Source organism: Bradyrhizobium sp. USDA 3650 (genome assembly GCF_054057395.1).
Genome location: NZ_JBSRZG010000001.1, coordinates 1,716,010 through 1,740,497 on the forward strand (window position 1 = coordinate 1,716,010; position 24,488 = coordinate 1,740,497).

Here is a 24,488-nt window from a genome sequence, read left to right on the forward strand (position 1 = left end):
AACGGTCTGTGCGGCCTTTTGCCCTTTTTCGGACCATCTTCGCAAGCAGAGCTTTAGACCATGTTGCACTGCCAAGGAACTATCATGCGTTTAGCCCTTTACACCGGACTAATACTGGCTGGCGGTTACACCTGCCTGAACCCGGCGCTCGCGGCCGATCCGACCGGCGACTGGCGGGTTGCCGACGGCGTCGCCAACATTCGTGTCGCCCAATGCAATGGCAGCATGTGGGGCGCGGTTTCCTGGGAAAAACAGCCTGGCGGCCGCGACGAGAACAATCCGGACGCGTCGAAAAAGACCCGCCCCACGCTGGGCATGGCGACCTTGATCGACATGAAGAAGAAGCCCGGCGCCGATCAGTGGGAAGGTCAGGTCTACAACGCCAAGGACGGCCAGCTCTACAGCGCGACCATCACGCCGGTTGGCACCGACCAGCTCGAGATCAAGGGCTGCGTGATGGGGTTCCTGTGCGGTGGCGAGACCTGGACCCGGGTCAGCCCCCCGATTCCCTTGAGCCCCGCCAACGCCATGGCCAAGGGCGCGCCGAAGCCCACCGGCGCGGCGCCGAAAGCCCCGGCAACGACGGGCGCTACAGCGGCGCAGGCTGCGCCCGCAGCCCCGAAGGCCACCGGCACTGCCAAACCCGGTCAGAAGGGCGCCGCCGATCAGGTCGGCGACATCTGCCTACTCCCTGAGATTGCGGGGTTTGCCCATTAGGGCGGGCTGAAACAGCAGCACGGCGGCAAGCGTCGTCACCAGCGACAGCGCGAGCAGCTTGCCCATGCTGGATGTGCCGGGATGGCTCGACAGCCAAAGGCTGCCGAAGGCGGTCGCCGTTGTCAGCGCGCTGAAAAAGATCGCGCGCGTCAGGCTGGTCTGGAGCAGGTTTGTCCTGCCCGAGCGCCAGGCCACGACATAGTAGATCTTGAAGGCCACGCCGACGCCGAGCAGCAGCGGGAACGCGACGATATTGGCGAAGTTGAGCGGCAAGCCGATCAGCACGCAGATCTCGAGCGTCACCGCGCCGGCCACCAGCAGCGGCACCAGCGTCATCAGCACGTCGACGAACCGGCGCAGCGTCACCCACAGCAACAGGCCGATCACCAGCAGCGCATAGATTCCGGCATGGATGAACGCCTTCACCACGGTGTCGCCGGATTTCAGGATCGAGACCGGACCGCCGATCGCGGTCGGCTCGGCAACGAGCACCGCCGCCGCAAATTTGCGCAGCGTGTCGTTGTCGTTGGGATCGCCCTTCGGCAGCGCCTCGACCCGGATGATGCCGTCCTTGCTCTTCCAGGCGCTGACGAGATCTGCCGGCAATGACTTCAGGGTGACCGGCTCGGCCTGCATCGCGTTCCGGAGCTGGTCGAACACGATCTTCATCGGCGCGACGAACACGTCCTGCGCCTTGTTCCGCGTGGCCTCGTCGCCATTGGCGAGCTTTTCCAGCGCGTCCGCGAGCCGACGCGAGGCGACCGCTCCCGGGCCCTTCGCATCGCCCGCGGTCCGGCGCAGATTGTCGACCGAGGATTTCAGCGCATCGACGTTTTCCTTGTCCGATGGCGCGGCGTCGATCTGGTCGGGATTGAGCGCGGGGTTCAGCACCTTGGCGCCCTGCGCGAGCAGCTTCAGCTTCGGCGGCTGGTCTTCAGGAACGAAGCTGTTGAGCGACATCACGCGCAACACCTCCGGCACCTTCTCCAGCTTTGCCTCCACCTGTCTTGCCTGCTCTTCCGACGTGGTCATCACGTTGATGGCATTGGCGCCGGTGTTGGGATCCTTGCGCAAATCGAGGAAGGTCGCGATCGACTCTGCCTTCGGGTTGCGCAGGTTCATCGGGTTGAAGTCGAACTTCATGAAATAGAGCAGCGGCAGGCCGGCGACCGCCAGAAACATCGTGCCACCGACGACCAGCACGCGGTGCTTCTCCAGGAAGTGATCGAGCGGCGCCAGGAAGGCATAGCCGACCGGCTCTTTCTCACCGGGCGGGTTCAACAGCTTCAGCATCGCCGGGAGTACCGTGATGCTGGTGAGGAACGCGACCAGCATGCCGACGCCGGCGATCTGGCCGAGTTCGGCGATCCCCTTGTAGTCGGTGGGGATGAAGCAGAGGAAACCGGCCGCGGTCGCCATTGCCGCCAGCGACAACGGAATTGCCGAGCGCTTGGCAGCCAGGATCAGCGCCCCCGAGAGATCGTTGTGCTTATACCGCTCGGAGCGATAGCGGACGCTGTACTGGATGCCGAAATCGACGCCGAGGCCGACGAACAGCACGGCGAACGCGATCGACAGCAAATTGAGCGAGCCCACCATCATCAGGCCGGCGGCGGTGGTCAGCGCAAGACCGACGAAGAGATTGACGAACACCGCGAAGATGATCTTCGCCGAATGCAGCGCCAGCCACAGGATGAGCAGCACGACGAGGACCGTGCCGATGCCGTTGACGACGGCGCCTTCCTGGACGGTTGCATATTCCTCGTTGGCGATCGGGACCGGTCCGGTCAGCCGGACCCGCGCCTGGTATTTGGTGGCAAAATCCAGATCGGCTGCGGCCTTGCGGATCGCATCGGTGGCGCCCTTGCCGGGCTCCAGCGCGTTGTAGTCGAGGATCGGCTTGAACTCGATGAAGGCGCGCTTGTCCGAATCCGTCAGCGGCTCGTCACTGACGAGCTGGCGCCAGGAGAACGTCGCATTTCCCTTGTTGAGCACGGTCTCGACCGTTTGCGCGATCTGGTTGAAGGGCCGTTCGGTGTTGTCGAGCTTGACCTGCCCGCGCTTGACGCCGGCAAGTCCGGTTTCCAGCGCGCCGGTCAGGCCGCGGATCGAGGGATCGCCCGCCATGATCTCGATCAGGGGTGCTGCGGATTCGAACTGGCCGGTGACCTTGGCGACTTCCTCTGTCGGCAGGAACAACAGGCCGTTCTTTTCGAAGAACTCGCCGGTGCCGAGCTGCTGCATCGACTGGAAGTCGGTCTTGTTGTCCTTCAGCTTGGCATAGAGCGCGTCCGACGCCGCGGTCGCCATCTCCGGCGTCTTGGCTTCCACCACCGCCGTAATCGTCGCATCGCGGTCGAAGGCGCGATCGAACTGCTGGTCGCGTTGGCGCCAGTCCAGATTTTGGGCAATCAGCGAATTGATGTCGGTGTTGATGGCGAAATGCTGGGACGTGTAATAGCCCGCCCCCACCGCCAGCAGGAGCCCGAGAACGACGACGAGGGAGGCAAACCGGGTGCAGGCCCTGACGATGGCAACGACGACGCTTTGCAGCACTACTTTTCTTTCTGCGGTTAACAGCTTGCCGGAAACGCCCGCTGTTTAACGGAGTTCCCGGCCGAAACCTATTGCTGTTTTGAGTGGTTATCGCCGTCAGAAGGTTCGAGGTAAACGGCGGAAGACCATGGCAAAATCATGCGGGGCCGTCGGTATAGCCGGGGAGTTGAGGCGGGAAAGTGACGAAGCGTGCGCACAAATGTCGCCACCTTGCTGCCACGGGCGCCCTCTACTATAATACCGCGAAGCTGATCGGGCAGGGAACCAAAGTTCATTCCACCTTTCCTTACTGCCGATTTTTTGACACAAAGTACTGCGCCTCCATGCACCGGGGCCCCGGCAGGGGTGGGCGGCTACCGCGTGCGCGAAACCGATGGTGCGGATATTGCAACTCATTGGTTCGTATCGGGGTGTCCCCTGAACTTGAGACCGGATTGGTGCAACTTGCGTGATGGGCGTCCAATGGAAGTTTATCTGGCGCAACCGCGCGGCTTTTGCGCGGGGGTGGTGCGTGCGATCGAGATCGTGGAACGGGCGCTGGAGAAGTACGGCCCGCCCGTCTACGTGCGCCATGAGATCGTGCACAACAAGTACGTCGTCGAGAGCCTGAAAAACAAAGGCGCGATCTTCGTCGAGGAACTGTCGGAGGTGCCGCCCAAGGCCGTGACAGTCTTCAGCGCTCATGGCGTCGCCCGCAGCGTCGAGGAAGAAGCGGCCGCGCGCGATCTTCCGGTGCTCAATGCCACCTGCCCCTTGGTCACGAAGGTTCACAATCAGGGGAAGCGCTACATCGCCAGGGGCCGCACGCTGATCCTGATCGGCCATGCCGGCCACCCCGAGGTCGAGGGTACGATGGGCCAGGTTCCCGCCCCCGTACTGCTGGTCCAAAGCGTTGAAGAGGTTAAGGCCCTTGAGCTGCCGGCGGATACGCCAGTGGCCTATATCACCCAGACCACCCTGTCTGTTGATGACACAAAGGACATCATTTCGGCCCTGCAGGCCCGCTTTACAGATATTCAAGGCCCGGATATCCGGGATATCTGCTATGCGACACAGAACCGCCAATCTGCGGTAAGGGACTTGAGCAAGCTGGTCGACGTGATCTTGGTGGTGGGCGCTGCCAATAGCTCGAATTCGAACCGGCTCCGCGAAATCGGCACTGAGGCCGGTGTCGCGAGTTATCTGATTGCCGACGGCAGCGCGCTCAATCCGGAGTGGTTGAAAGATGCCAGGATCGTCGGCGTCACGGCCGGCGCTTCGGCGCCCGAGGTACTCGTGGATGACGTGATCGAAGCGATGCGGCGGATCGGACCGGTCAAGGTCTCGGTGCTTCCGGGCCGCGAGGAAAACATCGAATTCCGGCTTCCGGCCCAACTGGCTGCGAGCTGACCCACCCGAATTTCAAGCCCAGAAAGAAACTTGTAATGGCTATCCCCTTCTTCAAGGAAATGCGTATCGGCGGCTATTTGATCAAGCAGAAGCTGCTTGGCCGCAAGCGCTATCCGCTCGTGCTGATGCTGGAGCCGCTGTTCCGCTGCAACCTCGCCTGCGTCGGCTGCGGCAAGATCGACTATCCGGATGCGATCCTCAACCGCCGCATGACCGCACAGGAGTGCTGGGACGCGGCCGACGAGTGCGGCGCGCCGATGGTCGCCATTCCCGGCGGCGAGCCGCTGATCCACAAGGAGATCGGCGAGATCGTGCGCGGCCTCGTCGCGCGCAAGAAGTTCGTCTCGCTCTGCACCAACGCGCTGCTGCTCGAGAAGAAGCTCGATCTGTTCGAGCCCTCGCCCTACCTGTTCTTCTCCGTGCATCTCGACGGCCTGAAGGAGCACCACGACAAGGCCGTGTCGCAGAAGGGCGTGTTCGACCGCGCCGTCTCCGCGATCAAGGCGGCCAAGGCCCGCGGCTTCACCGTCAACGTCAACGCCACCATCTTCGACGGCCACCCGGCCGAGGAGATCGCCAAGTTCCTCGACCTCACCGTCGAGCTCGGTGTCGGCGTCTCGATGTCGCCGGGCTATGCCTATGAGCGTGCGCCGGACCAGGAGCACTTCCTCAACCGCACCAAGACCAAGAAGCTGTTCCGCGACGTCTTTGCGATGGGCAAGGGCAAGAAGTGGAATTTCATGCATTCCGGCCTGTTCCTCGACTTCCTCGCCGGCAACCAGGAATACGAGTGCACGCCGTGGGGCATGCCCGCGCGCAACATCTTCGGCTGGCAGAAGCCCTGCTACCTGCTCGGTGAAGGCTACGCCAAAACCTTCAAGGAGCTGATGGACACCACCGACTGGGAAACCTACGGCACCGGCAAGTACGAGAAGTGCGCCGACTGCATGGCCCATTGCGGCTACGAGCCGACGGCGGCAACCGCAGCCATCAACAACCCGCTGAAGGCGATGTGGGTGTCGCTGCGCGGCGTCAGGACCACGGGTCCGATGGCCCCCGAGATCGACATGAGCAAGCAGCGTCCGGCGCAGTACATCTTCTCGGCGGAAGTGCAGAAGCGCCTGTCGGAGATCCGCAAGGACGAGGCAGCCGCCGCACAGGAGAAGGCCGCACGGAAGGCGTCGACCGCCGCGTAAGCGCGAGGTGCCCTGTAGCCCGGATGGAGCGCAAGCGAAATCCGGGACAGTCCCTCCGCGTTGAAGGCCCGATTGCGCCCCCGCTCCATCCGAGTGACGCAGATCAAACAAAAGGCCCGATCGCCAATGGCGACCGGGCCTTTTGTTTTTAATGATCGATAGAACCCGCTCAGGCCGCCTCTGAAACCAGCGCCTCGCTCTCCACGAGCTCGGTGCCGATCAGGAAGTCGCGGCAGCCGCGAAGTGAGCGCAGCGCGCGGTTGAAATCGAGGCCGGTCGAGACCAGCCCATGCAGCGCGGTCGGGTTGCGCGCGATGCCGCGCAGCACGGCCAGCACGTCGATCTGGCCGTTCGGCTTGATGGCGGCGCGGGCGAGCGCCGGCAGCGCGCGATGGGCGGGATCGCTGATGACGCGGACCGCGGCGAACGGCAAGCCGGCCTCGGCGGCATAGGCGGCCGCGATGTGGCTTTCCATGTCGACGGCGGCAGCTCCGGTTTCCGAGTGCAGCGCCGCCTTGCAGGAGCGCCCCGTGACCACTTCCTCGGCACCGGCGAGGCTGCCGCGCACCACGCGGCGGCGCCCGGACGTCAGGCGGTCGATCAGGTCGTCGCCGAGCGACAGCCCTGCGGCCCAGCGGGTATCGCCCGCGAGCACCTCGGTCGCCAGCACCACGTCGCCGGAGCGCAGCGTCGGGTCGAGCCCGCCGGCCACGCCAAAGGAGATCACACCGCGAATCGTCTCGGGATCCAGCACCGTCAACAGCGCCCGCAACTGGGTCGGGCTGCTCGACGAACAGATGACCGCCATGCCAGGGCCGGCCGCGATGCGGGCCTCCTGAACCAGTCCAGTCACGATCAATATCGGCCTCGGATCAACGGTTTGACCCGCGGTAAGATAGTCCCCCGTCCCCAAAGTCACATTCCGACCCCTACCACCCTGCTGTTGGTGTTCCGCAAGTTCCGATACCGCGCCAACGCCCACAGCGGGAAGAACTTCGGATAACCATGGTACCGTAGATAGAATACACGGGGAAAGCCTGTGGCGGTGTACCGCTGTTCATCCCACAGTCCTTTTTCGTTCTGTGTTGCAATCAGGTACTCCACCCCGCGGGCGACGGCCGGGTGATCAACCTCGCCAGCAGCCATCAGGGCAAGCAAGGCCCATGCCGTTTGTGAGGCGGTCGAGGGGGCGGCCTCCCAGCCCCGGTAGTCCAGCCGGTAGCTGACGGCATCCTCGCCCCAGCCGCCATCCTGGTTCTGGATCGAGGCCAGCCAGCCGGCAGCCTTGCGCATCATGGGGTCGTCATGGCGGACGCCGGCCATGTTGAGGGCGCACAGCACCGACCAGGTTCCATAGATGAAGTTCATGCCCCAGCGGCCGTACCACGACCCTTCCGGGTGCTGGGTCTTGCGGAGGTAGGCGATCCCGTCCGCGACATGCTTGCTGGTCTCCGCGGTCTCGCCGAGCTGGGCCAGCATCGAGATGCAGCGCGCGGTGACGTCCTCGGTCGGCGGGTCGAGCAGCGCGCCATGGTCCGAGAACGGGATGTTGTTCAGGTAATATTCGAGGTTGTTGACGTCGAAGGCAGCCCAGCCGCCGTCGTCGCTCTGCATGCCCTCGATCCACTCCCGGGCACGGTCGATCGCGGCGTCATAGCCGGCCGCACCGTGCTCCCGGCGCATCCGGTCCATCGACATCACGACCACCGCGGTGTCGTCGAGATCGGGATAATGGGCATTGTTGTACTGGAAGGCCCAGCCACCCGGGCGCACGTCGGGCCGCTTCACCGCCCAGTCGCCCTTCACCTCGAGCTCCTGCTTCGGGATCAGCCAGTCGAGACCCTGCTTGGCCGCCGGCACCGCCTTGTCACCGCCGGCTTCGAGCAGCGCGTGCGCGGTCAGCGTCGTGTCCCACACCGGCGAGACGCAGGGCTGGCAATAGGCTTCGTCGTCCTTGATCACGAGCAGCTTGTCGATGCCCCGGCGCGTGATCGCGCGCGGCGGATAACTCTCGTCCTTGCCGAGCGCGTCGTACATCATGACGATGTTGGCCATCGGCGGATAGATCGCGCCCATGCCGTCCTCGCCGTTCAGCCGCTCCTCGGTGAAGGCGAGCGCGGCGTCGATGGCGCGCTTGCGCAGGCTCTTGGGAAACATCGGCTCGACCACGCGCAAAATGCCGTCGAGCGCGCGGAACAGCACGAACCAGGCCATGCTCTGGTGCGGCGCCTTGGCGGTCATGCCGATCGAGCGCGGATCCTGCAGGAACAGCTCGTCGATGCCTACGCCCTTGGGATTCCTCGCCCGTGGCTTCAGCGCGGCGATGACCATCAGCGGCACCATGGTGGTGCGCGCCCAGTAGGAGATCTTGTTGATGTGGAACGGCGACCAGAACGGCAGCAGCACGATCTCGATCGGCAGCACCGGTACCGCGCGCCAGGTCACGACGCCAAACATCGCAAGCATGAAGCGCGTGAAGACGTTGCTGTGAATGGCGCCGCCGCGGGAATGGATCGCCTCGCGCGCACGCACCATGTGCGGCGCATCGATGGAATCCCCGATCATCTTCAGCGCGAAATACGCTTTCACGCTCGCGCTCATGTCGAACTCGCCGTCATGCACCAGCGGCCAGCCGCCATGGGCACCCTGCACGCGGCGAAGATAATTGGCGATCTTGGCTTCGAGCACGGCATCGACCGGCTCGGCGAGATAGTGGCGCAGCAGGACGTATTCGGCCGGAATCGTGCAATCGGCCTCGAGCTCGAACACCCAATGGCCGTCGGGTTGCTGGAAGCCGAGGACGCCTTCGGTGGCCGACGCAATGCTCGATTCCAAGTTCCTGAATTCTTGGGCTTCGCGGCTGGTCGCGTTCACGGAATCCATCTCGCTCGATTGCTCCGATAGTCGATTGAATGGGCCGAAATTGACCGGGACAAATGCCCGTCAGGGCCGCCTGTCACTATCCCTTGGCGGCCAGAACCAGATCGGCGGCGCGATCACCGGATCGGACCGATCCCTCGATGGTTGCAGGCAATCCCGTAGCAGTCCAATCGCCTGCAAGAAACAGGTTTTTCAGCGCAGTGACCGGCCCCGGACGCAGGGCATTCTGCGCCGGCGTCGCCGCAAATGTGGCGCGGCGCTCGCGCACGATCTGCCAGGGGGGCAGCTCGCCGGACACACCGCCCGCCTTGCAGACGTCGTTCCAGATCACCTGCGCGAGTTCCTCGCGCGGCATGTCGACCAGGCGGTCGCCGTTGCTGATGGTGACGGACAGCCGGTTCGGGAACGCAAACAGCCATTCCACAACGCCGCCGATCACACCGAGGATCGGAGCCGATCCCGCCGGCGGCTCGACGCGGAAATGCGCATTCACGATGGCGCGGAATTCGGTCGGCGTCTTCAAGCCCGGCAGCAGGTTGGAGGCAGCGCGCGGCGGCACCGCCATCACGACGACGTCGCCCGCGCCGATCTGGATCACATCCTCGCCGCCGAAATTCAGCGCGCCGACCTTGCCGTCATGGGTCGCAAACGAGCGCAGCTCATGGCCGAGCTGAACGGTGTGCCCGCGCTCCTGCAGGAACGTCACGGCAGGCTCGATCAGCACCGCGCTAAGCCCGTCGCGCGCGATCAGGGGACGGCAGGCCTGGCCGCCAGCGAGCAGCGTCTCGCGCACGATCGCGCCGGCAAGCCCCGCCGAGCCTTCGGGTGGATCGACGTTGAGCGCCGCGAGCAGCAGCGGCTGCACCAGGCGCTGATAGAGGACGCCCTCGCAGGGAATGGACTTGCCGACCAGCGTCTCTTCCGAGGCCCAGATCAGCGGCGCCAGCTTCAGGTAATCGGTCAGCCCGGTGTCGGGGACGCGGCGGCTCTCGTCGAGCACCCAGGTCGGCAGCCGGCCATCGCCGAGATCGATCTGCCAGCGCTGCCCGGTCGTGATATCGACGAAGGGAAACTGCGCGCGCGCCGGACCGACGAGGCCCGCCTCGGTGCCGATCGAGCGCGCATAGGCGCGCGCATGGCTGTTGCCGGACAGCAGCAAATGGTTGCCGTTGTCGATGGTGAGATTGGTGGCGCCGTCGAAATAGGAACGGCAGCGGCCGCCGGCCTGCTGCGTCGCCTCGTGCACGGCGACCTTGAAGCCGGCATTGGCAAGCCGCACGGCGGCGGAAAGGCCGGAGATTCCAGCACCGATGATGTGAGCTGTTTTTTGCATCAGATGAGAGCGTGACGGAGCAGGATGGCGATGCGTGTGACCTTCGACACACGCACCGGTTCGCGCGGCGCGTTGAACCCGCGCGCGATCAGGAGATCCAGAATGGCATGATAGTATTTCGACATCATCCGCGGCGCACGCACCGCGCGGCGGCGGTTGCGGTTCATGATCTCGTCCGACTTCTCGAAATACACCTTTGCGCGCTGCGCCAGCGGCAGGCAGACCTTCGGCAGCGCGCGCTCGACGATCACGCGGTCCGGATCGTTGGAGGTGATGCCGGCATGCAGCAGCGCTTCGCGCGGCAGATAGAGCCGGCCGAGGCCCGCGTCCTCGTCGATGTCGCGCAGAATGTTGGTGAGCTGGAGCGCGCGGCCGAGATGATGCGCGAGCTCGATGCCGTCTTCTTCCGGCAGGCCGAAGACCCGGACCGACAGCCGCCCCACGGCGCTCGCGACGCGATCGCAGTAGAGATCCAGCGTCGCCATGTCGGGCGCGCGGATGTCCTGCGGCACGTCCATCTCCATGCCGTCGACGATCGCGAGGAAATCCTCGCGCTTGAGGCCGAAGGTCTTCACCGAGGCGACGTAGTCCTTCAGCCGCGGCGGCGGATTGCCCTGGTAGAGCGCATCGATGTCGTTGCGCCACGCCTGAAGCGCGGCGAGCCGCTCGTTGCGCGGACCATCGGAATCGGCGATGTCGTCGACCTGGCGGCAGAAGCTGTAGATCTGGAACATCGCTTCGCGCTGGTCGTGCGGCAGGATGCGCATCGCGGCGTAGAACGAACTGCCGGATGCGGTCGAGCCATAATTGGCGCTGGGCGAGGTCGCCTCAAGCGTCATGTGCAGTCCCCGGTCTGGAAATGGCCTTGCGTCCGACCGCGCGGCGGCCGACTTCGCCGATCATGCCGGCGAGGCTGAAGGTGAGAAGCTCGAGCTTGTTCAGGTGCACGCGCTCGCGCAGGGGATCGCGCACCTTCAACAGGCGCACGATGCGGTCGGCATAGGCCTGGATCACCGAGACCTCGACGCCGAGGCGGAAATCCCGGATTTCCGCAGCTAGCGACCTGCCCTCGTTGAGCAGCGCTTCGTTGCGCACGGCGAGAGCCTGAAGGCAGGCCAGCATCGCCGGGGGCGACTGCGCCAATCCGAGCTGCTCGACCGAGGCGCCACTGGCGGCCAACGCATCGCGCGGCAGATAGACCCGGTTGAGCTCGCGGAAATCCTTGCCGCAATCCTGAAGGTGGTTGTTGATCTGCAGCGCTGCGCAGAGCGCATCCGACGCGGCCCAGGTCGAGGTGCTCTCACCATGGACGTCGAGCATGAAGCGGCCGACCGGCATCGCCGAGTAGCGGCAATAATGGATGACCTCGTCCCAATTCTCGTAGCGCAACTTGGTCACGTCCATACGGAACGCGATGAGCACGTCGAGCGCGTGGCGCGGCGCCATGCCACGTTCGGCCAGTGCGTGCCGCAATCTGACGGCCTCGGCCTGGGTATCGCCCGTGCCGAGCAATTCCGCCTCGAGCAGGTCGAGATAAGCGAGCTTCTCGTCTGGCGGCAGCGTGGCGTGGTCGGCGATGTCGTCGGCGGTGCGGACGAAATTGTAATACGCCAGGATCAGCGCGCGATGACGCGGATGAATGATCCAGGACGCGACGGGAAAATTCTCGTCGCGCTCACCCTTGCCGGATCGCAATTCGCTCGCAGAGGTCATCGAGGGCTGGTCTACAATCGTTTGGACAGGAAGGGCTTTTTCGCTCGCTAGCCCGTGCCGGCGGTGCCGCCGCGGCCCCCATATAGGGGAATACGGCCGCAAAACCAATCCTGTCTCTCGATGGCTGCCCTTTGCGAATCAGGTCCGAAAAGGCGGCCCCAGGGGCCGCCTTTTGTGGGCCAGTGGCCGAGCTTACTGGTTGTGGTTCTTCAGGACCTGGTCGCAGGCCTGCGAGATCTTGGCCCGGTTCTCCTTGAGGCAGGCCAGGATGGTGAAATCGCCCTGGTCGATGACCGGACGGCAGAGCTTCTGCACATCGCGCGAGCAGGCCTTCTGCTCGGCGTCGGTGCCGCGCCCTTGCTGGGCGAACGCTGCGGTCGAGAGTGAGGCCGACAGCAAGGTGAGAGCGACGAGAAGCTTACGCATTGTATTCCTTCATTCTGACGGCAGAATCGCACCAATCCCGGGCAGCACTGGGCGACGACCGGAACGGATTGCTCTGATGGCAAGTCGCCGCGGGAGTAGCGGCCTCGGAGAAGGCACAAGCACTGGCAAATGCGGCCAAATTGGCGCCACGTCCACCAAATCAGGTCTTCCCTGCGCCTTCTCTGACAAATGTAAGAGACTGATACTACGTCATAATCCAGGTGCGCCGCGTTTTGCTGCGCACCTGTTGCAGAGCTGCATCTCTCCATCCCGCCTTGGCCGCCAGAAACATGCCGAAACGCAGAGAATCCGCAGGCCAACCATGGCAAGCGCGCTTCGCGATGCCGACATGTGGGCGGCCGGCCATTGAACCTGACACAGGCTCGGAACACTAAACCTTCGATGTGGCGAGACGTTCTTAGTGATAAGCGGACGTCGTTCCAAAAACGGGATATTTTGAAGATGAAATTCTTTGGGCGATCTGAACTGGCAATCAAGGCGGCCGGCATCGGCGCTGTGCTGCTCTTCTCGGTTTCGACAAGTCAGGCTCAGTCGTCCGGACCGTTTGCAGGTTTCGAGGGCGCGTGGACCGGCACGGGTACGGTGTCGCTGTCCGACGGCTCCACCGAGCGCATCCGCTGCAAGGCTGACTACAAGGTTGCCGGCACCGGTCTCAGCCTCAAGCAGGCGCTGCACTGCGCGTCCGACAGCTACAAGTTCGACCTCACCAGCGACGTGACCAGCCAGGGCGAGCGGATCTCCGGCAATTGGAGCGAGACCAACCGCAACATTTTCGGCAATCTCCAGGGCACCGCCGGTGGCGGCCAGATCGAGGTGTTCGTCGAGGCCAACGGCTTTGCCGCCAATCTGTCGCTGCGCACCAACGGCACGAAGCAGACGGTGCAGATCTCATCCAAGGGCGAGATTCGCGGCGTCAACATCACGATGACAAAGGGCTGACAGCTCTTACCGCTTCGAAAGCAGCAAGCCCCGGTTCTCGCGAACCGGGGCTTTGTTGTTTTTCGGAGACGCAGCGCAGTCGCCCGGACCGTGCAGACTTCATGCCTGATGAATGAAGCCGCTCAGATCGCCGGCTTGTCGGTGCCCTGAAGCTTGGCGTGCAGATTGATCAGCCACATTGCCGTCGGCCGCAGGATGAAGAGGTCGGCGACGAGCGCCATCACCATCGAGAAGGCGCTGAGCCAGCCGAACAGCCGCAGCGACGGCAGGTCGGAGAACACCGTGACGACGAGACCGCAGGCGAGCACCAGCGTGGTCAGGATCAATGCCGGGCCGACCAGCACGGTCGCGCGCTCCACCGCGAGCGCCGAGCCGACGCCCGGCTTGCTCTCGAGCCTGAGGCGGTTGAGGAAGTGGATGGTGGCGCTTAAGCCCAGGCCAAACGAAACGGTCAGAGCCACGACACTGGCGAATTGCAGTCCCTCGCCCATCGCCCACAGCACCGTTCCCGACATCACGACGGGGAAGATGCCCGGCAGGATGCAGGCGAACATCACCACCCAGGAGCGGAAGGCCAGGCCGATGAAGATCGCGACCAGCGCGAATTCGACGGTGAGCCCGCGGTTGAGCTTCTCGATCATGCCGGCCGAGTTGCGCGCGGCAATCGCGGCAAGACCCGTGACCGCTACTTCATAACCGGGATGCTTCTTGCGGACGGCGTCGAGCTCGGTATCGAGCTTGTCGACGATCGGCAGGAGCTGGCTGGAATCCTTGTCCGGCACGCGACCTGCGACCACGACGGCGTCCTGCTCGGCATCGATGAACCGGCGCACCAGATGCTCCGGAATGACGCTGACATATTCCTTCAGGGTGGCCACGTCGGCGCTGCCGGCCTTGTCCGCGAGCCAGCGGCGCAGGGTCTCGACCGACCAGACATTGCCGACACCGGCTGCCTTCTCCACCGTCGCGTGCACGTCGGCGATGGTCTGCAGCGTCTCCGGCGAATAGAGCGATTCACCCTTGGGGAACTGGATCAGAACGTTGACCGGGTTGGCGCCGGTGAGCTTGGCGTCGAGCCGGTCGCTAGCGGCGACCGCCTGGCGCTTGTCCGGCACCTGGTCGGCGAGCCGGTAGCGCGGCTCCAGATTGGCGTAGATGACGCCGAGGCCCGCCACGAACACCACCGCGATCAGGCTGAACAGGCCGGGACGGCCCACCATGCGCACCGCGATCCAGTAACAGAAATTACGCAGCGCCTGCACGCCGGCATCCGCGCTCTGGAACTTGGTCGCAAAGACCTTCTCGTTGCGCACCAACAGCACGCCGAACACCGGCACCAGCGACAACACCGCGACCAGCGCGATGATGGTGGCCGCGAGACCCGCCTCGCCGAACTTGCGGATCAGATCGGAGTCGGAGAACTGGAGCGCGATGAAGGAAATGCCGGCGGTGCCGTGCGTCAGCACGCAGGCCGGTCCCACCACCAGCACCGCGTTTTTGAATGCCGTGAACTTGTCCTGGCCCGCGATCAGCCGGTCGCGCGCGGCGAAGGTGAGCTGCATCGAGTCCGAGAAGCTGATGACCATGATAAGCGGCGTCATCACGTTCAGGAACATGTTGAGATTGAAATTGGCCCAGCCGAGCGCACCGAGCGCCAGCAGGATCGCGATCATCGGCGGGAACGCCGCCGCCACCATGAACGAGATCTTGCGGAAGAAGATGATGGCGATGACACAGCCGGCGAGAATGCCGAGGATGTTGTAGGTGAGCCCGTCGCGCTCGACCGCGTTGCGGATCTCGAGCTGCATCACCGGCACGCCGGAAAGCTGCACGTTGAGCCCGGTGTCGCCGAGGTCTTCCTTCATCAGCGCGCGGATGTCGGCGACGGTCTTGGTCAGCTTGTTGGAGGCGACCACCTCCGGATCGAGCGACAGCACGATCAGCGCCAGCGTGCCGTCCTCGGACAACAGCTTGCCGCGGATGATCTCGTTGGCTTTGACGCCCTCGATGAACTTGTCATAGGCCGCGCCCTCGGGCAGCTCGGGCGGGAACAGCGCGGCGGGAAGCTTGCCCGGCGCCGGCGCCTGACGCGCGGAGAACAGCGAGACCAGTCCGCGCGTCCCCTCGACCAGCTGCATGTCGGTGACGAAGTCGCGCAGCTTCTCGAGGTTGTTCCGCGCCAGCAGGGTCTTGCCCTCGACCACGACGAGGACGTCGAATTCCTCAGCTGGGAACTTCTTGGTCACCGCTTCGTACTGGCGGAATTCCGGCGTGTTGGACCGGAACAGCTGCGACAGCGAATCGTCGATCTTGATCCGGTGGATGCCGAACACGGCGCCGACGATCAGGACGACCAGGACGATGCAGGAGACGATGGGCGCCCGGACGGCGAACAGCCCGATGCGCTCCAGCCCGAAGGCGATCGAGGACGCAGGTCCCTGCTCGACCTTGTCGACATGAACCTCACTCTCGCTGTGCTTTTCGAGCATGCCTTGTCCAGTTCCTAAATCAGCTCGGGTCTGTGAGCTTGTCGCGCCCCGCGAACGGCTTGAAAATGCCATACCAATGGGAGGCTTGCCCTTTGAAAATGCGCAGAAAATCGCCGCGAGGGGTTTAGCAGGTCAATCACCCTTCTCGCAAGCAGGCGGAGTGTGGCCGAATCGATCAAGATGTGGCGATTTTGCCTTAATGCCCTTCATTCGGGCAAAGCCGTGCCAATTCGACGCGGCGCGCGGTCCGCGCTCTCGTCCTTCAGCGCCACACCGGTCGCTTCCCGCGCGAGCCCCTCGCGGACCAGCCAGGCGATCTTGAAGGCAGCCTCGTCATAGCTCAACCCGGTCTTGTGGATGTTCGACACGCAGTTGCGCTCGGCATCGGTGCGATCAGGCTTCGGGGCGAAAGTCAGATAGGCGCCGAGACTGTCGGGCGCCGACAGTCCCGGCCGCTCGCCGATCAGCATCACGACCATGCGCGCGCCGAGAATGGCGCCGATCTCGTCACCCAGCGCGACGCGCGCGCCTGAGGCGACGACGACATGGCCGATCGCGACACCATCGTCGGCTGCGAGCAACGGCAGCAGGCGCATCACCAGCGCGACCGCATGGGCGTGGACCGCCGCCGCCGACAGCCCATCGCCAATCACGACCGCGAGTTGGCACGGCTCCGAGGCGCTCCGCGTCAGGGCCTCGACTGATCCGGCATCGAGCCGTCTGCCCAGATCGGGCCGCCGCAGATAGTCTCTGCGGTCGACCGCCCGGCTGTTCGCCGCGGTGACGACGAGGCCAAGCGCGCGGAGATCCGCGACCAGCCGCGGTGCATCGAACACGGCATGCACGGCATCACGGGCGCGGGCATGGTCCAGCGTGAAATCGAGCAGTGCCCGCGTCGGCAGGCTCGCGCCGCTGCGCCCGAGCGCGACGCGCGCGGGCGTGAGCGACCGCAGATCGAGGGTCGGACGACGCGGGATAGCCGGATCAGACATGTTGTGTCATTCGGCGGGGACGGAGGCCTCGCGTAGCCGGATCGAATAGTTCGAGGCGTTCTGCTGGCCGGTCGAGGCCGCCCGCGCAAAGGTGATGAGATGGTGCGCGATCAGGGTGCAGCCGATCAGGCCTTCGAGATCGCGGTGCTTGATGCGGCCCAGCGCGAACTTCCAGAACACGCGCTTGTAGTCGCCGAGCACGCCGACCTTCCAGAATATGTTTCGCAGCATGACGAGGCCGCGCCTGATGTTGGGCCAGGTCTTCATCTCGTCCGGTTTCGGCATCTTCAAGCGGTGCACGTAAACGTGGTCGCATTGATACTGGAAGCGCGCGTAGACCTTCTCGGGCTCGTAGGCGACGGCCATGGCGTGCTTCCAGGACGCGACGACGTCGTCGTAGGGCAACAGGAAATTGACGTTGGAATCGCGGCCGTCGTCCTCGACCAGGCGTCCCTCGCGCTCCAGACGGTCCCACAGCGGCGTCTTCGGCAGCGCCTGAAGCAGGTTGATCGTGAGCAGCGGAATTCGGGAATCCTCGACGAAGGCGAGCAGCGCCTCCGACGTGTTCGGCTTGTCGGTATCGAGCCCCATGATGATGCCGGACACGACCTCCATGCCGTAGGAGTTGATGGTTTGCACGCCCTCGAGGATCGGGACCATCATGTTGTGGTCCTTGTGCATCGCCTTCAGCGCATCGGGGTCGGGTGTCTCGATGCCGCAGAAGATGGTGACGAAATAGGCCTCGCGCATCTTCTCGAGGATTTCCGGCCGCTTCGCGATGTTGAGCGTCGCCTCGCAGGCGAGCCGCACCATGTAGCCGGTCCTCTTCTGCCATTCGATCAGATGCGGCAGGAGGTCCAGCGCCGCCTTGCGGTTGCCGATGAAATTGTCGTCGACGAAATACACCGTGTCGGTCATGCCGCATTCGCGCAGGCGGTCGAGCTCGGCGATGATCTGCTCCGGCGACTTGAGGCGCGGATTGCGGCCGTAAAGGCCGGGGATGTCGCAGAACTCGCACTGATAGGGACAGCCGCTGGAATACTGGATGCTGCCGAGGAAGTATTTCTTCACGTCGGCGAGCTCATAGGCCGGGATCGGAAACTCCGTCATCGGCACGCGGTCCTTGGTGGTCAGCACCACCTGCGCTTCCGGACGCGAGGTATCGCGCGACAAGATCTCGAGCAGCTGATTGGTGGCGTCGCCGAGCTCGCCGACATGGAGATAGTCGAAGGAGGGATAGTAATCCGGGCAGGCGCTGACGGAGGGACCGCCGAGCGCGACCGGCAGGTCGAATTCATGGGCACGGCGGCAGATGTCGTTCATCTGCTGGCGCTGGATGTGCATGCCGCTGACGAAGACCGCCTCCGCCCATTCGAACTCTTCCCTTGTCGTACGGCGAAGGTTCTCGTCGACGAATTTGACCTGCCACTCCTCGGGCAGATAGGCCGCGAGCAGCAAAAGTCCCTGCGGCGGCATGAAGGCGCGGACGCCATCGGTCAGGGGGTAGGAATGCTCGAACGTCCCGAACGACGATGTGTATCGCGGAAACACGCAGAGAATCCGCCGGGACGTCCCGTTACTTTCAGCTCGCATCAAAGCTCCCCCGCCACGCTCGACTTAGCCGCGGAAATTGCCAGACAGACACATAGCGTAATGCTGCCGCCGGAATTTCTCAATATTGTGGCATGAGCCTAATTCCCTAGGGCATCAATGGTTTCCTCGGGCCGCCGGGTGCTCCGCCGCGTCACGCGATCAGCCGTGACGCAAAATCGGGCAGCAGGCCTGCATCGCCGGCAAGACGGAAGTCAGCGCCCGCAATGCCGGACCGCACCAGCCAATCGTCGAACTCCGGCGCGCGGCGCAATCCAAAGACGTCGCGGACATAGAGCGCGTCGTGAAAAGACGTGGACTGATAGTTCAGCATGACGTCATCGGCGCCGGGAACGCCCATGATGAAGGTGACGCCGGCGGCGGCGAGCAGCGTCAGCAGATTGTCCATGTCGTCCTGGTCCGCCTCGGCGTGGTTGGTGTAGCAGATGTCGATCCCGAGCGGCAGGCCGAGCAGCTTGCCGCAAAAGTGATCCTCCAGCCCGGCCCGGATGATTTCCTTGCCGTCGTAGAGATATTCCGGGCCGATGAAGCCGACCACGCTGTTGACCAGGAGGGGCGCAAAGGCGCGGGCGACCGCATAGGCGCGCGCCTCGCAGGTCTGCTGGTCGACGCCGTGATGGGCATTGGCCGACAGCGCCGAGCCCTGCCCGGTCTCGAAATACATCACGTTCTGCCCGACCGTGCCGCGCTTCTGCGACAATCCAGCCTCCTGCGCCTCCTTGAGAAGCGCGAGGTCGATGCCAAAACTGCGGTTGGCAGCCTCAGTGCCGGCGACCGACTGGAACACGAGGTCGACCGGCACGCCCTGCCCGATCAGCGACAGGGTGGTGGTGACATGGGTCAGCACGCAGCCCTGGGTCGGGATCTTCAGCCGCGCGATGACCTCGTCGAGCAGCCGCAGCAATTGGCCGATCACGGCCGGGTCGTCGCTCGCCGGGTTGATGCCGATGCAGGCATCGCCGGCGCCGAGCAGGATGCCGTCCAGGACGGAGGCGGTGATGCCCCTGGCGTCGTCGAAGGGATGATTGGGCTGGAGCCGGGTGCTCATCCGGCCCTTCAGGCCGATGGTGTTGCGGAAAGCGGTGGTGACCTCGCATTTCCGCGCCGCCAGGATCAGATCCTGGTTGCGCATCAGTTTCGAGACCGCGGCGGCCATCTCCGGGGTGATGCCGCCCGCCAGCTTGCGCAGGATTTCGGGCGTCGCGGCGTCCGACAGCAGCCAGTCGCGGAAGGCGCCGACCGTCAGCGAGGCCACCGGCACGAAGGCCTTGGCGTCGTGGCTGTCGATGACGAGGCGGGTGACCTCGTCGGTCTCATAGGGGATGACGGCTTCCTGCAAAAACTGCCCGAGCGGGACGTCGGCCAGCGCCATCCGCGCCGCGATCATCTGTTCGGCACTGGCGGCGGCGATCCCGGCCAGCCGGTCGCCGGAGCGCGGCGGCGTCGCCTTGGCGAGCAGGTCGCGCAAATCCGGGAACGTGTAGGTCGTTGCGTCGATGGTGTGGCGGTAGACCAAAGGTCTCTCCGGGGTTCGTCGGCCAGAGGCCGACTCCAGGGCGATCCCAAGACTATACCTTCAGATCAAGACGCTGAAATATCTACCTTTCCTTCGGCCGAGGGCAAAGCGGGCCAAACCCGGCGTTAACGCTGCGTCCATCTTCATTCTGCATAGTTTTGCAATAGTTTGCACGACCGCGCTCTCCGGCCGCTCCCGGCCATTCGGGCCCCTGAAAACCATGACAACCGATCAATCTGGGAATGCCGCCGGCCTTGCCGGCCGCTTCACGCTTGCCAACAAGCTCTACGCGATCTTCGCGCTGTTCGCGCTGCTCACGGCGGCGATCGCGATGCTGTCCGACTACAACAGCCGCCGCGGTGCCGAGCTGACCACCGCGATCGAGACCGCGAACGCCGCCGCGCTGAACGTCGAGCGGGTCAACTCGCTGGTCTATGCGGTCGTGATGGAATCGCGCGGCGTCTACATGTCGACCGAGCCCGCCGTGGTAAAGAAATACGGCGAGGGCCTGCTCAAGTTCAACGCCCAGATCCTCGACGTCGTGAAGCGCTGGGAGACCATCGTCAAGGCTGACGATGCCGAGCAGTTCGCCACCTTCAAGAAGCGCATCGAGCAGTTCGTCGAGTTTCGCAAGGAGCTGGTGCGCCGCGGCGTCGAGATCAATGCGGCCGCGGGCCGCGAATGGGGCGACAACGACGCCAACCGCGCCGTGCGCTCGGCGCTGAACAAGGATCTCGAGGCGCTGTCCAAGGTCTATGCCGAGCGCGCGAGGCAAATCGCGCACGAGACCGAGACCAATCGCACACTGTCCTTCGTCCTGACCTGCCTCGCCGGCGTGGCGCTCGCCCTCGTCGTGATCGGCATCGTCATCATCGCCCGCTCGATCGCACGCCCCCTCTCCGCCATCACCGCGACCATCAAGCAGGTCGCTGACGGCGCCGAGAACGTCGTGGTGCCCCACTCTGACCGCGCCGACGAGATCGGCGCACTTGCACGCGCGATCCAGATCTTCCAGGACGCGATGGAGCGTAACCGCAATCTCGCCTCGCAGGTCTCGCAGGACTCCGCCGCGCGCGAGGAGCGCGCCCGCCACATCGAGCAATCCGTCGACGCGTTTCGCGAGGCGATCGGCGCGATCATGCGCGGCCTCAGCGACAACGCCTCCGTGATGCGCGAGACGGCGCAGACCATCACCCGCGTCACCGCGGACGCGAGCAGCCGCGCCGGCACGGCGGCGAACGCCACCGAACAGGCCTCGCACAACGTCACGGCGGTGGCAGGCGCGGCCGAGGAGCTGTCGGCGTCGGTGGTGGAGATCGGCCGGCAGGTGCGGCAATCCGCCAGCGCGGTCGAGCAGACCGGCCAGCGCACCGAGAAATCGATCGCCGAGATCGAGAGCCTGGCCGCAGCCACGCAACGCATCGACGGCGTGCTCAGCCTGATCCAGGCGATCGCCGAGCAGACCAATCTGCTCGCGCTCAATGCCACCATCGAGGCCGCGCGCGCAGGCGATGCCGGCCGCGGCTTTGCCGTCGTCGCGCATGAAGTGAAGGCACTCGCGGGCCAGACCGCAAAGGCGACCGCCGACATCAGCGAGAACGTCTCGATGATCCAGTCCTCGACCCGCAACGCGGTCGACGCCGTCCGCGAGATCGGCGGCGCGGTGCGCGAGATCAACGACGTCACCTCGGCGATCGCCGGCGCCATCGGCCAGCAGGACGCCGCCACGCGCGAGATCTCGTCTAACGCGCAATCGGCGGCCCAAGGCAACGAGACCCTCGTCGCCAACATCAGCTCGCTCCGCGATGCCATCGGCGAGACCGATACTGCGGCTTCCTCGGTGCTGACGGCTGCGAGCAGCGTGACCGAGACGGCGGAGACGCTGTCGCGCGAGGTGGAGAAGTTCTTCCAGAACCTGCGCTCAGGCGCGGCGGACGGCCGCGTCGCCAAGGCGGGGTAGCAGCACGTCCATCGCCAGCGGCGCCGGCGTTGGGGTCGCTCCATCAAAAAGCGCGAAAACAACCCCATGCACAGTAGCCGGGGATAGCGATATCAATGGCTTGGCTACGCCGAAAGCTATTCGTATTTTACGAAATGATATTTGACTCGTCGGGCAAAACACTGGCATGATGTCAATGTTGGAGCTTTCGCGCTGCGCCGGCAGATCGTGAGAAGCCGAAGGCTGGCTGAGGCCGCCTCCCTGTGAACCAGAGCCGCGGAGCAGTCCGCGGCTTTTTGCTATCGCCACCATCTAGCTTTAGCGGAAGCGATGCAGGAGACAGTGATCCTTGGAAGCGGCCCGAATGCTCAGGCTTTTCGGCGGGAAGCAGGCCGGAAAGATCGCACGCCGAGTCGCTATCGCGAGCTGAAGCGGGGCGCCATACCGCGCTCTTGGAGCAGCGCGCGGAACTAAACCCGGCGTGACATGTTCATTCCCAACGTGGCTTGGCGCTCCCGATTCAATGCCGCCGTTAGCGCACCATCGTTAGCTCCAGATGCTCATGGCAACAATGCGTACCCGTCGGGATCGTAGCCCTAGCCGATCGGGCTTGGTCAGTTGTGACCGGCTCGCAAACCGGCCTGAAGCTCATGCACCGACTTCGACAGCTCGCTTCATGTCAGGACTGGACGACCTTCCCAAAGATGTGCCGTCCGAACTCACCGGACCCTCAACAAACTCGCCGCTTTTCCCGGCCTAGCGAGGAGCTGTGATCAGGCAGCCATTCAAAGCACGAACACCGGAAGAACTGATTTCGCTATTGAGCGCCGTGGCGATGGCTATTCTCGCCGCGATCATTGTCATGGTGCTCTATTACGGTCGCGAGATCATCATTCCAATAGCGCTGGCCGTCTTGCTCAGCTTCGTGCTGGCGCCCCTGGTTCGACTGGTTCAGCGTCTGCGCATTCCACGCAGTTTGGCTGTGGTGAGCGTGGTCGTGATCGCCTTCGCGTTCATATTTGCGATGGGCAGCCTGCTCGCTACCCAACTCGCGCAGCTGGCCGGCGATTTGCCGCGATATCAGTCCACAATAAGCGAGAAGATCCAATCCTTCCGTGAGACGACCGCCGGTCGAGGCACGCTCGAGCGGGCTTCCAGCATGTTGAAGGACCTCAGCAAAGAACTCGACAAGCCCAAGGAGGCCGCGAATTCGTTGGGGACCATAGCAGCTCCGAAAGCGGCCCCGCCGAAGCCCGTTCCTGTGGAAGTGCTCCAGCCCGATCCGGGCGCGCTGGAGAGCTTGCAAACACTGATTTCACCATTGCTTCATCCGCTCGCAACGACCGGGATCATCGTCATATTCGTGATCTTCATTTTGCTTCAGCGCGAGGATCTTCGTAATCGCCTGATCAGGCTGGCCGGTTCGGATGACCTGCAGCGCACCACGGCTGCCCTTGATGACGCGGCGAGCCGTCTCAGCCGGCTTTTCCTTATCCAGCTTCTCGTGAACGGGGGCTTCGGCATCATCATCGGAATGGGTCTTTGGCTGATCGGCGTTCCAAGCGCGATCCTGTGGGGTATTCTGGCAGCAGTGCTGCGCTTCGTGCCTTACATTGGGGCGGTCATCGCCGCCGCCTTCCCTCTCGCTCTTGCGGTTGCGGTCGATCCAACCTGGACGATGCTGCTTTGGACGATCGCGCTGTTCGTGGTGGTAGAACCAATCGTCGGCCATGTGCTGGAGCCGATGGTCTATGGACACAGCACGGGACTATCGCCGGTGGCCGTTGTGGCTTCCGCGACGTTCTGGACGGCGCTCTGGGGTCCAATCGGCCTCGTTCTGGCGACACCCCTTACCGTGTGTCTGGTCGTCCTGGGCCGCCATGTCGAGCGCCTGGAGTTCCTCGACGTCATGTTTGGAGACCGACCAGCGCTCTCTCCGCCTGAGATATTCTATCAGCGGATGCTCGCCGGCGATCCGACAGAAGCTTCGGCAAAAGCAGAGGAGTTCTTGAAGGAGCGATCTCTTAGCTCCTATTACGACGAAGTAGCCCTGCGAGGACTGCAACTGGCTCAAGCAGATGCCGAGCGCGGCGCTCTGGCTCCCGACCGGCTGACCAAAATCAGGGATGCGGTCCAGGAATTTGCCAATAACATTTCGGAGCAGGATGAGCGTCCGTCGCTGAAGGTCAACCCGACCACAGATGTCGAAGCTACATCTGCCATAGAGGGCGTGGCTGAGGACGCGCCTTATGAGAGTCTGCGGGTGCTGCGCAAGGAGGACTTGCCTTCTGAATGGCAAGGCGATCATCCCGTGCTCTGCTTGGCTGGACGAAATCCGATCGACGAAGCGGCTGCGATCATGCTGGCGCAACTGACGGATGCGCATGGCTTGTCGGCGCGAGTTGAAGCAGCGGGAGCATTATCGACGGCGAATATCTTCCGGCTGGAGACCGCCGGGGTCGCCATTGCCTGTCTTGTCTATATGGACGCAAGTAGTCCTGCTCATATGCGTTACTCGGTGCGACGGCTTCGCCGTAAATTGCCGAAGGCTACAATCATTCTGGGTTGCTGGATGAAGGACATCGACCCAGCGGCGCTGGAAAGCCTGCGGGAAGGTGCCAAGGCGGATCTGGCTGCTGCAACTCTGGGCGGAGCGCTCAGACTCTGCATAGAGGCGACAGGTGTGGACTCCCTTGGCACTGGAGCCGAAGGCCCGGCTTCGAAGATCACGGCCGCTTAGCAGTTTGTACGCTAGACGTGGCTGCTTTCAG

General features: G+C 64.0%; 17 protein-coding genes. 6 read left to right on the forward strand and 11 right to left on the reverse strand.

All coding sequences use genetic code 11. The features are described 5' to 3' along the window. Positions 1-84: 84 nt before the first annotated feature. Positions 85-717, forward strand: coding sequence for a DUF2147 domain-containing protein (locus tag ACVIN2_RS08255; protein ID WP_247426047.1), 633 nt, complete (start codon positions 85-87; stop codon positions 715-717). On the opposite strand, the gene hpnN is transcribed toward ACVIN2_RS08255, so the two are convergent. Further along, the gene (gene hpnN / locus ACVIN2_RS08260; protein ID WP_456765219.1) at positions 685-3,273 is read right to left on the reverse strand and encodes a hopanoid transporter HpnN; all 2,589 of its coding nucleotides are present in this window, start codon (positions 3,271-3,273) and stop codon (positions 685-687) included. The two genes, ACVIN2_RS08255 and hpnN, sit on opposite strands and share 33 nt — an antisense overlap. 462 nt (positions 3,274-3,735) lie before the next feature. Here hpnN and ispH point away from each other — a divergent pair, with 462 nt between their 5' ends. After that, positions 3,736-4,662, forward strand: a complete 927-nt coding sequence (ispH, locus tag ACVIN2_RS08265) for a 4-hydroxy-3-methylbut-2-enyl diphosphate reductase (protein WP_027516858.1) — start codon at positions 3,736-3,738, stop codon at positions 4,660-4,662. A gap of 35 nt (positions 4,663-4,697) precedes the next feature. Continuing rightward, a complete protein-coding gene (hpnH, locus tag ACVIN2_RS08270; protein WP_027569013.1) occupies positions 4,698-5,858 on the forward strand; it encodes an adenosyl-hopene transferase HpnH in 1,161 nt (386 codons plus the stop codon). Between the two features lie 169 nt (positions 5,859-6,027). Here hpnH and ACVIN2_RS08275 read toward each other — a convergent pair whose 3' ends face one another. The 6 genes from ACVIN2_RS08275 to ACVIN2_RS08300 form a co-directional block, all read right to left on the reverse strand. Next, complete coding sequence (locus ACVIN2_RS08275) at positions 6,028-6,777, reverse strand: phosphorylase (RefSeq protein ID WP_247359916.1); 750 nt, start codon at positions 6,775-6,777, stop codon at positions 6,028-6,030. Next, complete coding sequence (shc, locus tag ACVIN2_RS08280) at positions 6,774-8,741, reverse strand: squalene--hopene cyclase (RefSeq protein ID WP_456765220.1); 1,968 nt, start codon at positions 8,739-8,741, stop codon at positions 6,774-6,776. The genes ACVIN2_RS08275 and shc overlap by 4 nt, the downstream gene beginning before the upstream one ends. A 76-nt stretch (positions 8,742-8,817) precedes the next feature. Continuing rightward, a complete protein-coding gene (gene hpnE / locus ACVIN2_RS08285; RefSeq protein WP_456765221.1) occupies positions 8,818-10,071 on the reverse strand; it encodes a hydroxysqualene dehydroxylase HpnE in 1,254 nt (417 codons plus the stop codon). Beyond that, positions 10,071-10,910, reverse strand: a complete 840-nt coding sequence (gene hpnD, locus ACVIN2_RS08290) for a presqualene diphosphate synthase HpnD (protein ID WP_456765222.1) — start codon at positions 10,908-10,910, stop codon at positions 10,071-10,073. The genes hpnE and hpnD overlap by 1 nt, the downstream gene beginning before the upstream one ends. Further along, positions 10,900-11,784: a squalene synthase HpnC gene (gene hpnC, locus ACVIN2_RS08295; RefSeq protein ID WP_456765223.1), complete on the reverse strand. Its 885-nt coding sequence runs from the start codon at positions 11,782-11,784 to the stop codon at positions 10,900-10,902. Before hpnC ends, hpnD begins: the two co-directional genes overlap by 11 nt. A gap of 192 nt (positions 11,785-11,976) precedes the next feature. Continuing rightward, complete coding sequence (locus tag ACVIN2_RS08300; RefSeq protein ID WP_007593627.1) at positions 11,977-12,210, reverse strand: hypothetical protein; 234 nt, start codon at positions 12,208-12,210, stop codon at positions 11,977-11,979. A gap of 462 nt (positions 12,211-12,672) precedes the next feature. Here ACVIN2_RS08300 and ACVIN2_RS08305 point away from each other — a divergent pair, with 462 nt between their 5' ends. Beyond that, positions 12,673-13,170 (forward strand): hypothetical protein, encoded by a 498-nt coding sequence (locus tag ACVIN2_RS08305; protein WP_027516853.1) that lies wholly within the window; start codon positions 12,673-12,675, stop codon positions 13,168-13,170. A 122-nt stretch (positions 13,171-13,292) separates the two neighbouring features. On the opposite strand, the gene ACVIN2_RS08310 is transcribed toward ACVIN2_RS08305, so the two are convergent. From ACVIN2_RS08310 to ACVIN2_RS08325, 4 genes are all read right to left on the reverse strand, one after another. Next, complete coding sequence (locus ACVIN2_RS08310) at positions 13,293-15,659, reverse strand: efflux RND transporter permease subunit (protein ID WP_456765224.1); 2,367 nt, start codon at positions 15,657-15,659, stop codon at positions 13,293-13,295. A 206-nt stretch (positions 15,660-15,865) separates the two neighbouring features. Next, positions 15,866-16,651 (reverse strand): ethanolamine ammonia-lyase subunit EutC, encoded by a 786-nt coding sequence (gene eutC / locus ACVIN2_RS08315; RefSeq protein ID WP_456765225.1) that lies wholly within the window; start codon positions 16,649-16,651, stop codon positions 15,866-15,868. Positions 16,652-16,657: 6 nt separating this feature from the next. Then, positions 16,658-18,244 (reverse strand): B12-binding domain-containing radical SAM protein, encoded by a 1,587-nt coding sequence (locus ACVIN2_RS08320; RefSeq protein WP_456765226.1) that lies wholly within the window; start codon positions 18,242-18,244, stop codon positions 16,658-16,660. 151 nt (positions 18,245-18,395) lie between these two features. Beyond that, positions 18,396-19,778 carry an ethanolamine ammonia-lyase subunit EutB gene (locus ACVIN2_RS08325; RefSeq protein WP_456765227.1) on the reverse strand — a complete coding sequence of 461 codons (1,383 nt, stop codon included), beginning with the start codon at positions 19,776-19,778 and terminating at the stop codon, positions 18,396-18,398. 220 nt (positions 19,779-19,998) lie between these two features. Here ACVIN2_RS08325 and ACVIN2_RS08330 point away from each other — a divergent pair, with 220 nt between their 5' ends. Together ACVIN2_RS08330 and ACVIN2_RS08335 are read left to right on the forward strand one after the other, a co-directional pair. Next, positions 19,999-21,738 carry a methyl-accepting chemotaxis protein gene (locus ACVIN2_RS08330; RefSeq protein WP_456765228.1) on the forward strand — a complete coding sequence of 580 codons (1,740 nt, stop codon included), beginning with the start codon at positions 19,999-20,001 and terminating at the stop codon, positions 21,736-21,738. A gap of 748 nt (positions 21,739-22,486) precedes the next feature. Further along, on the forward strand, positions 22,487-24,457 hold the full coding sequence (locus tag ACVIN2_RS08335) for an AI-2E family transporter (RefSeq protein WP_456765229.1): 1,971 nt from the start codon (positions 22,487-22,489) through the stop codon (positions 24,455-24,457). Positions 24,458-24,488 lie beyond the last annotated feature (31 nt).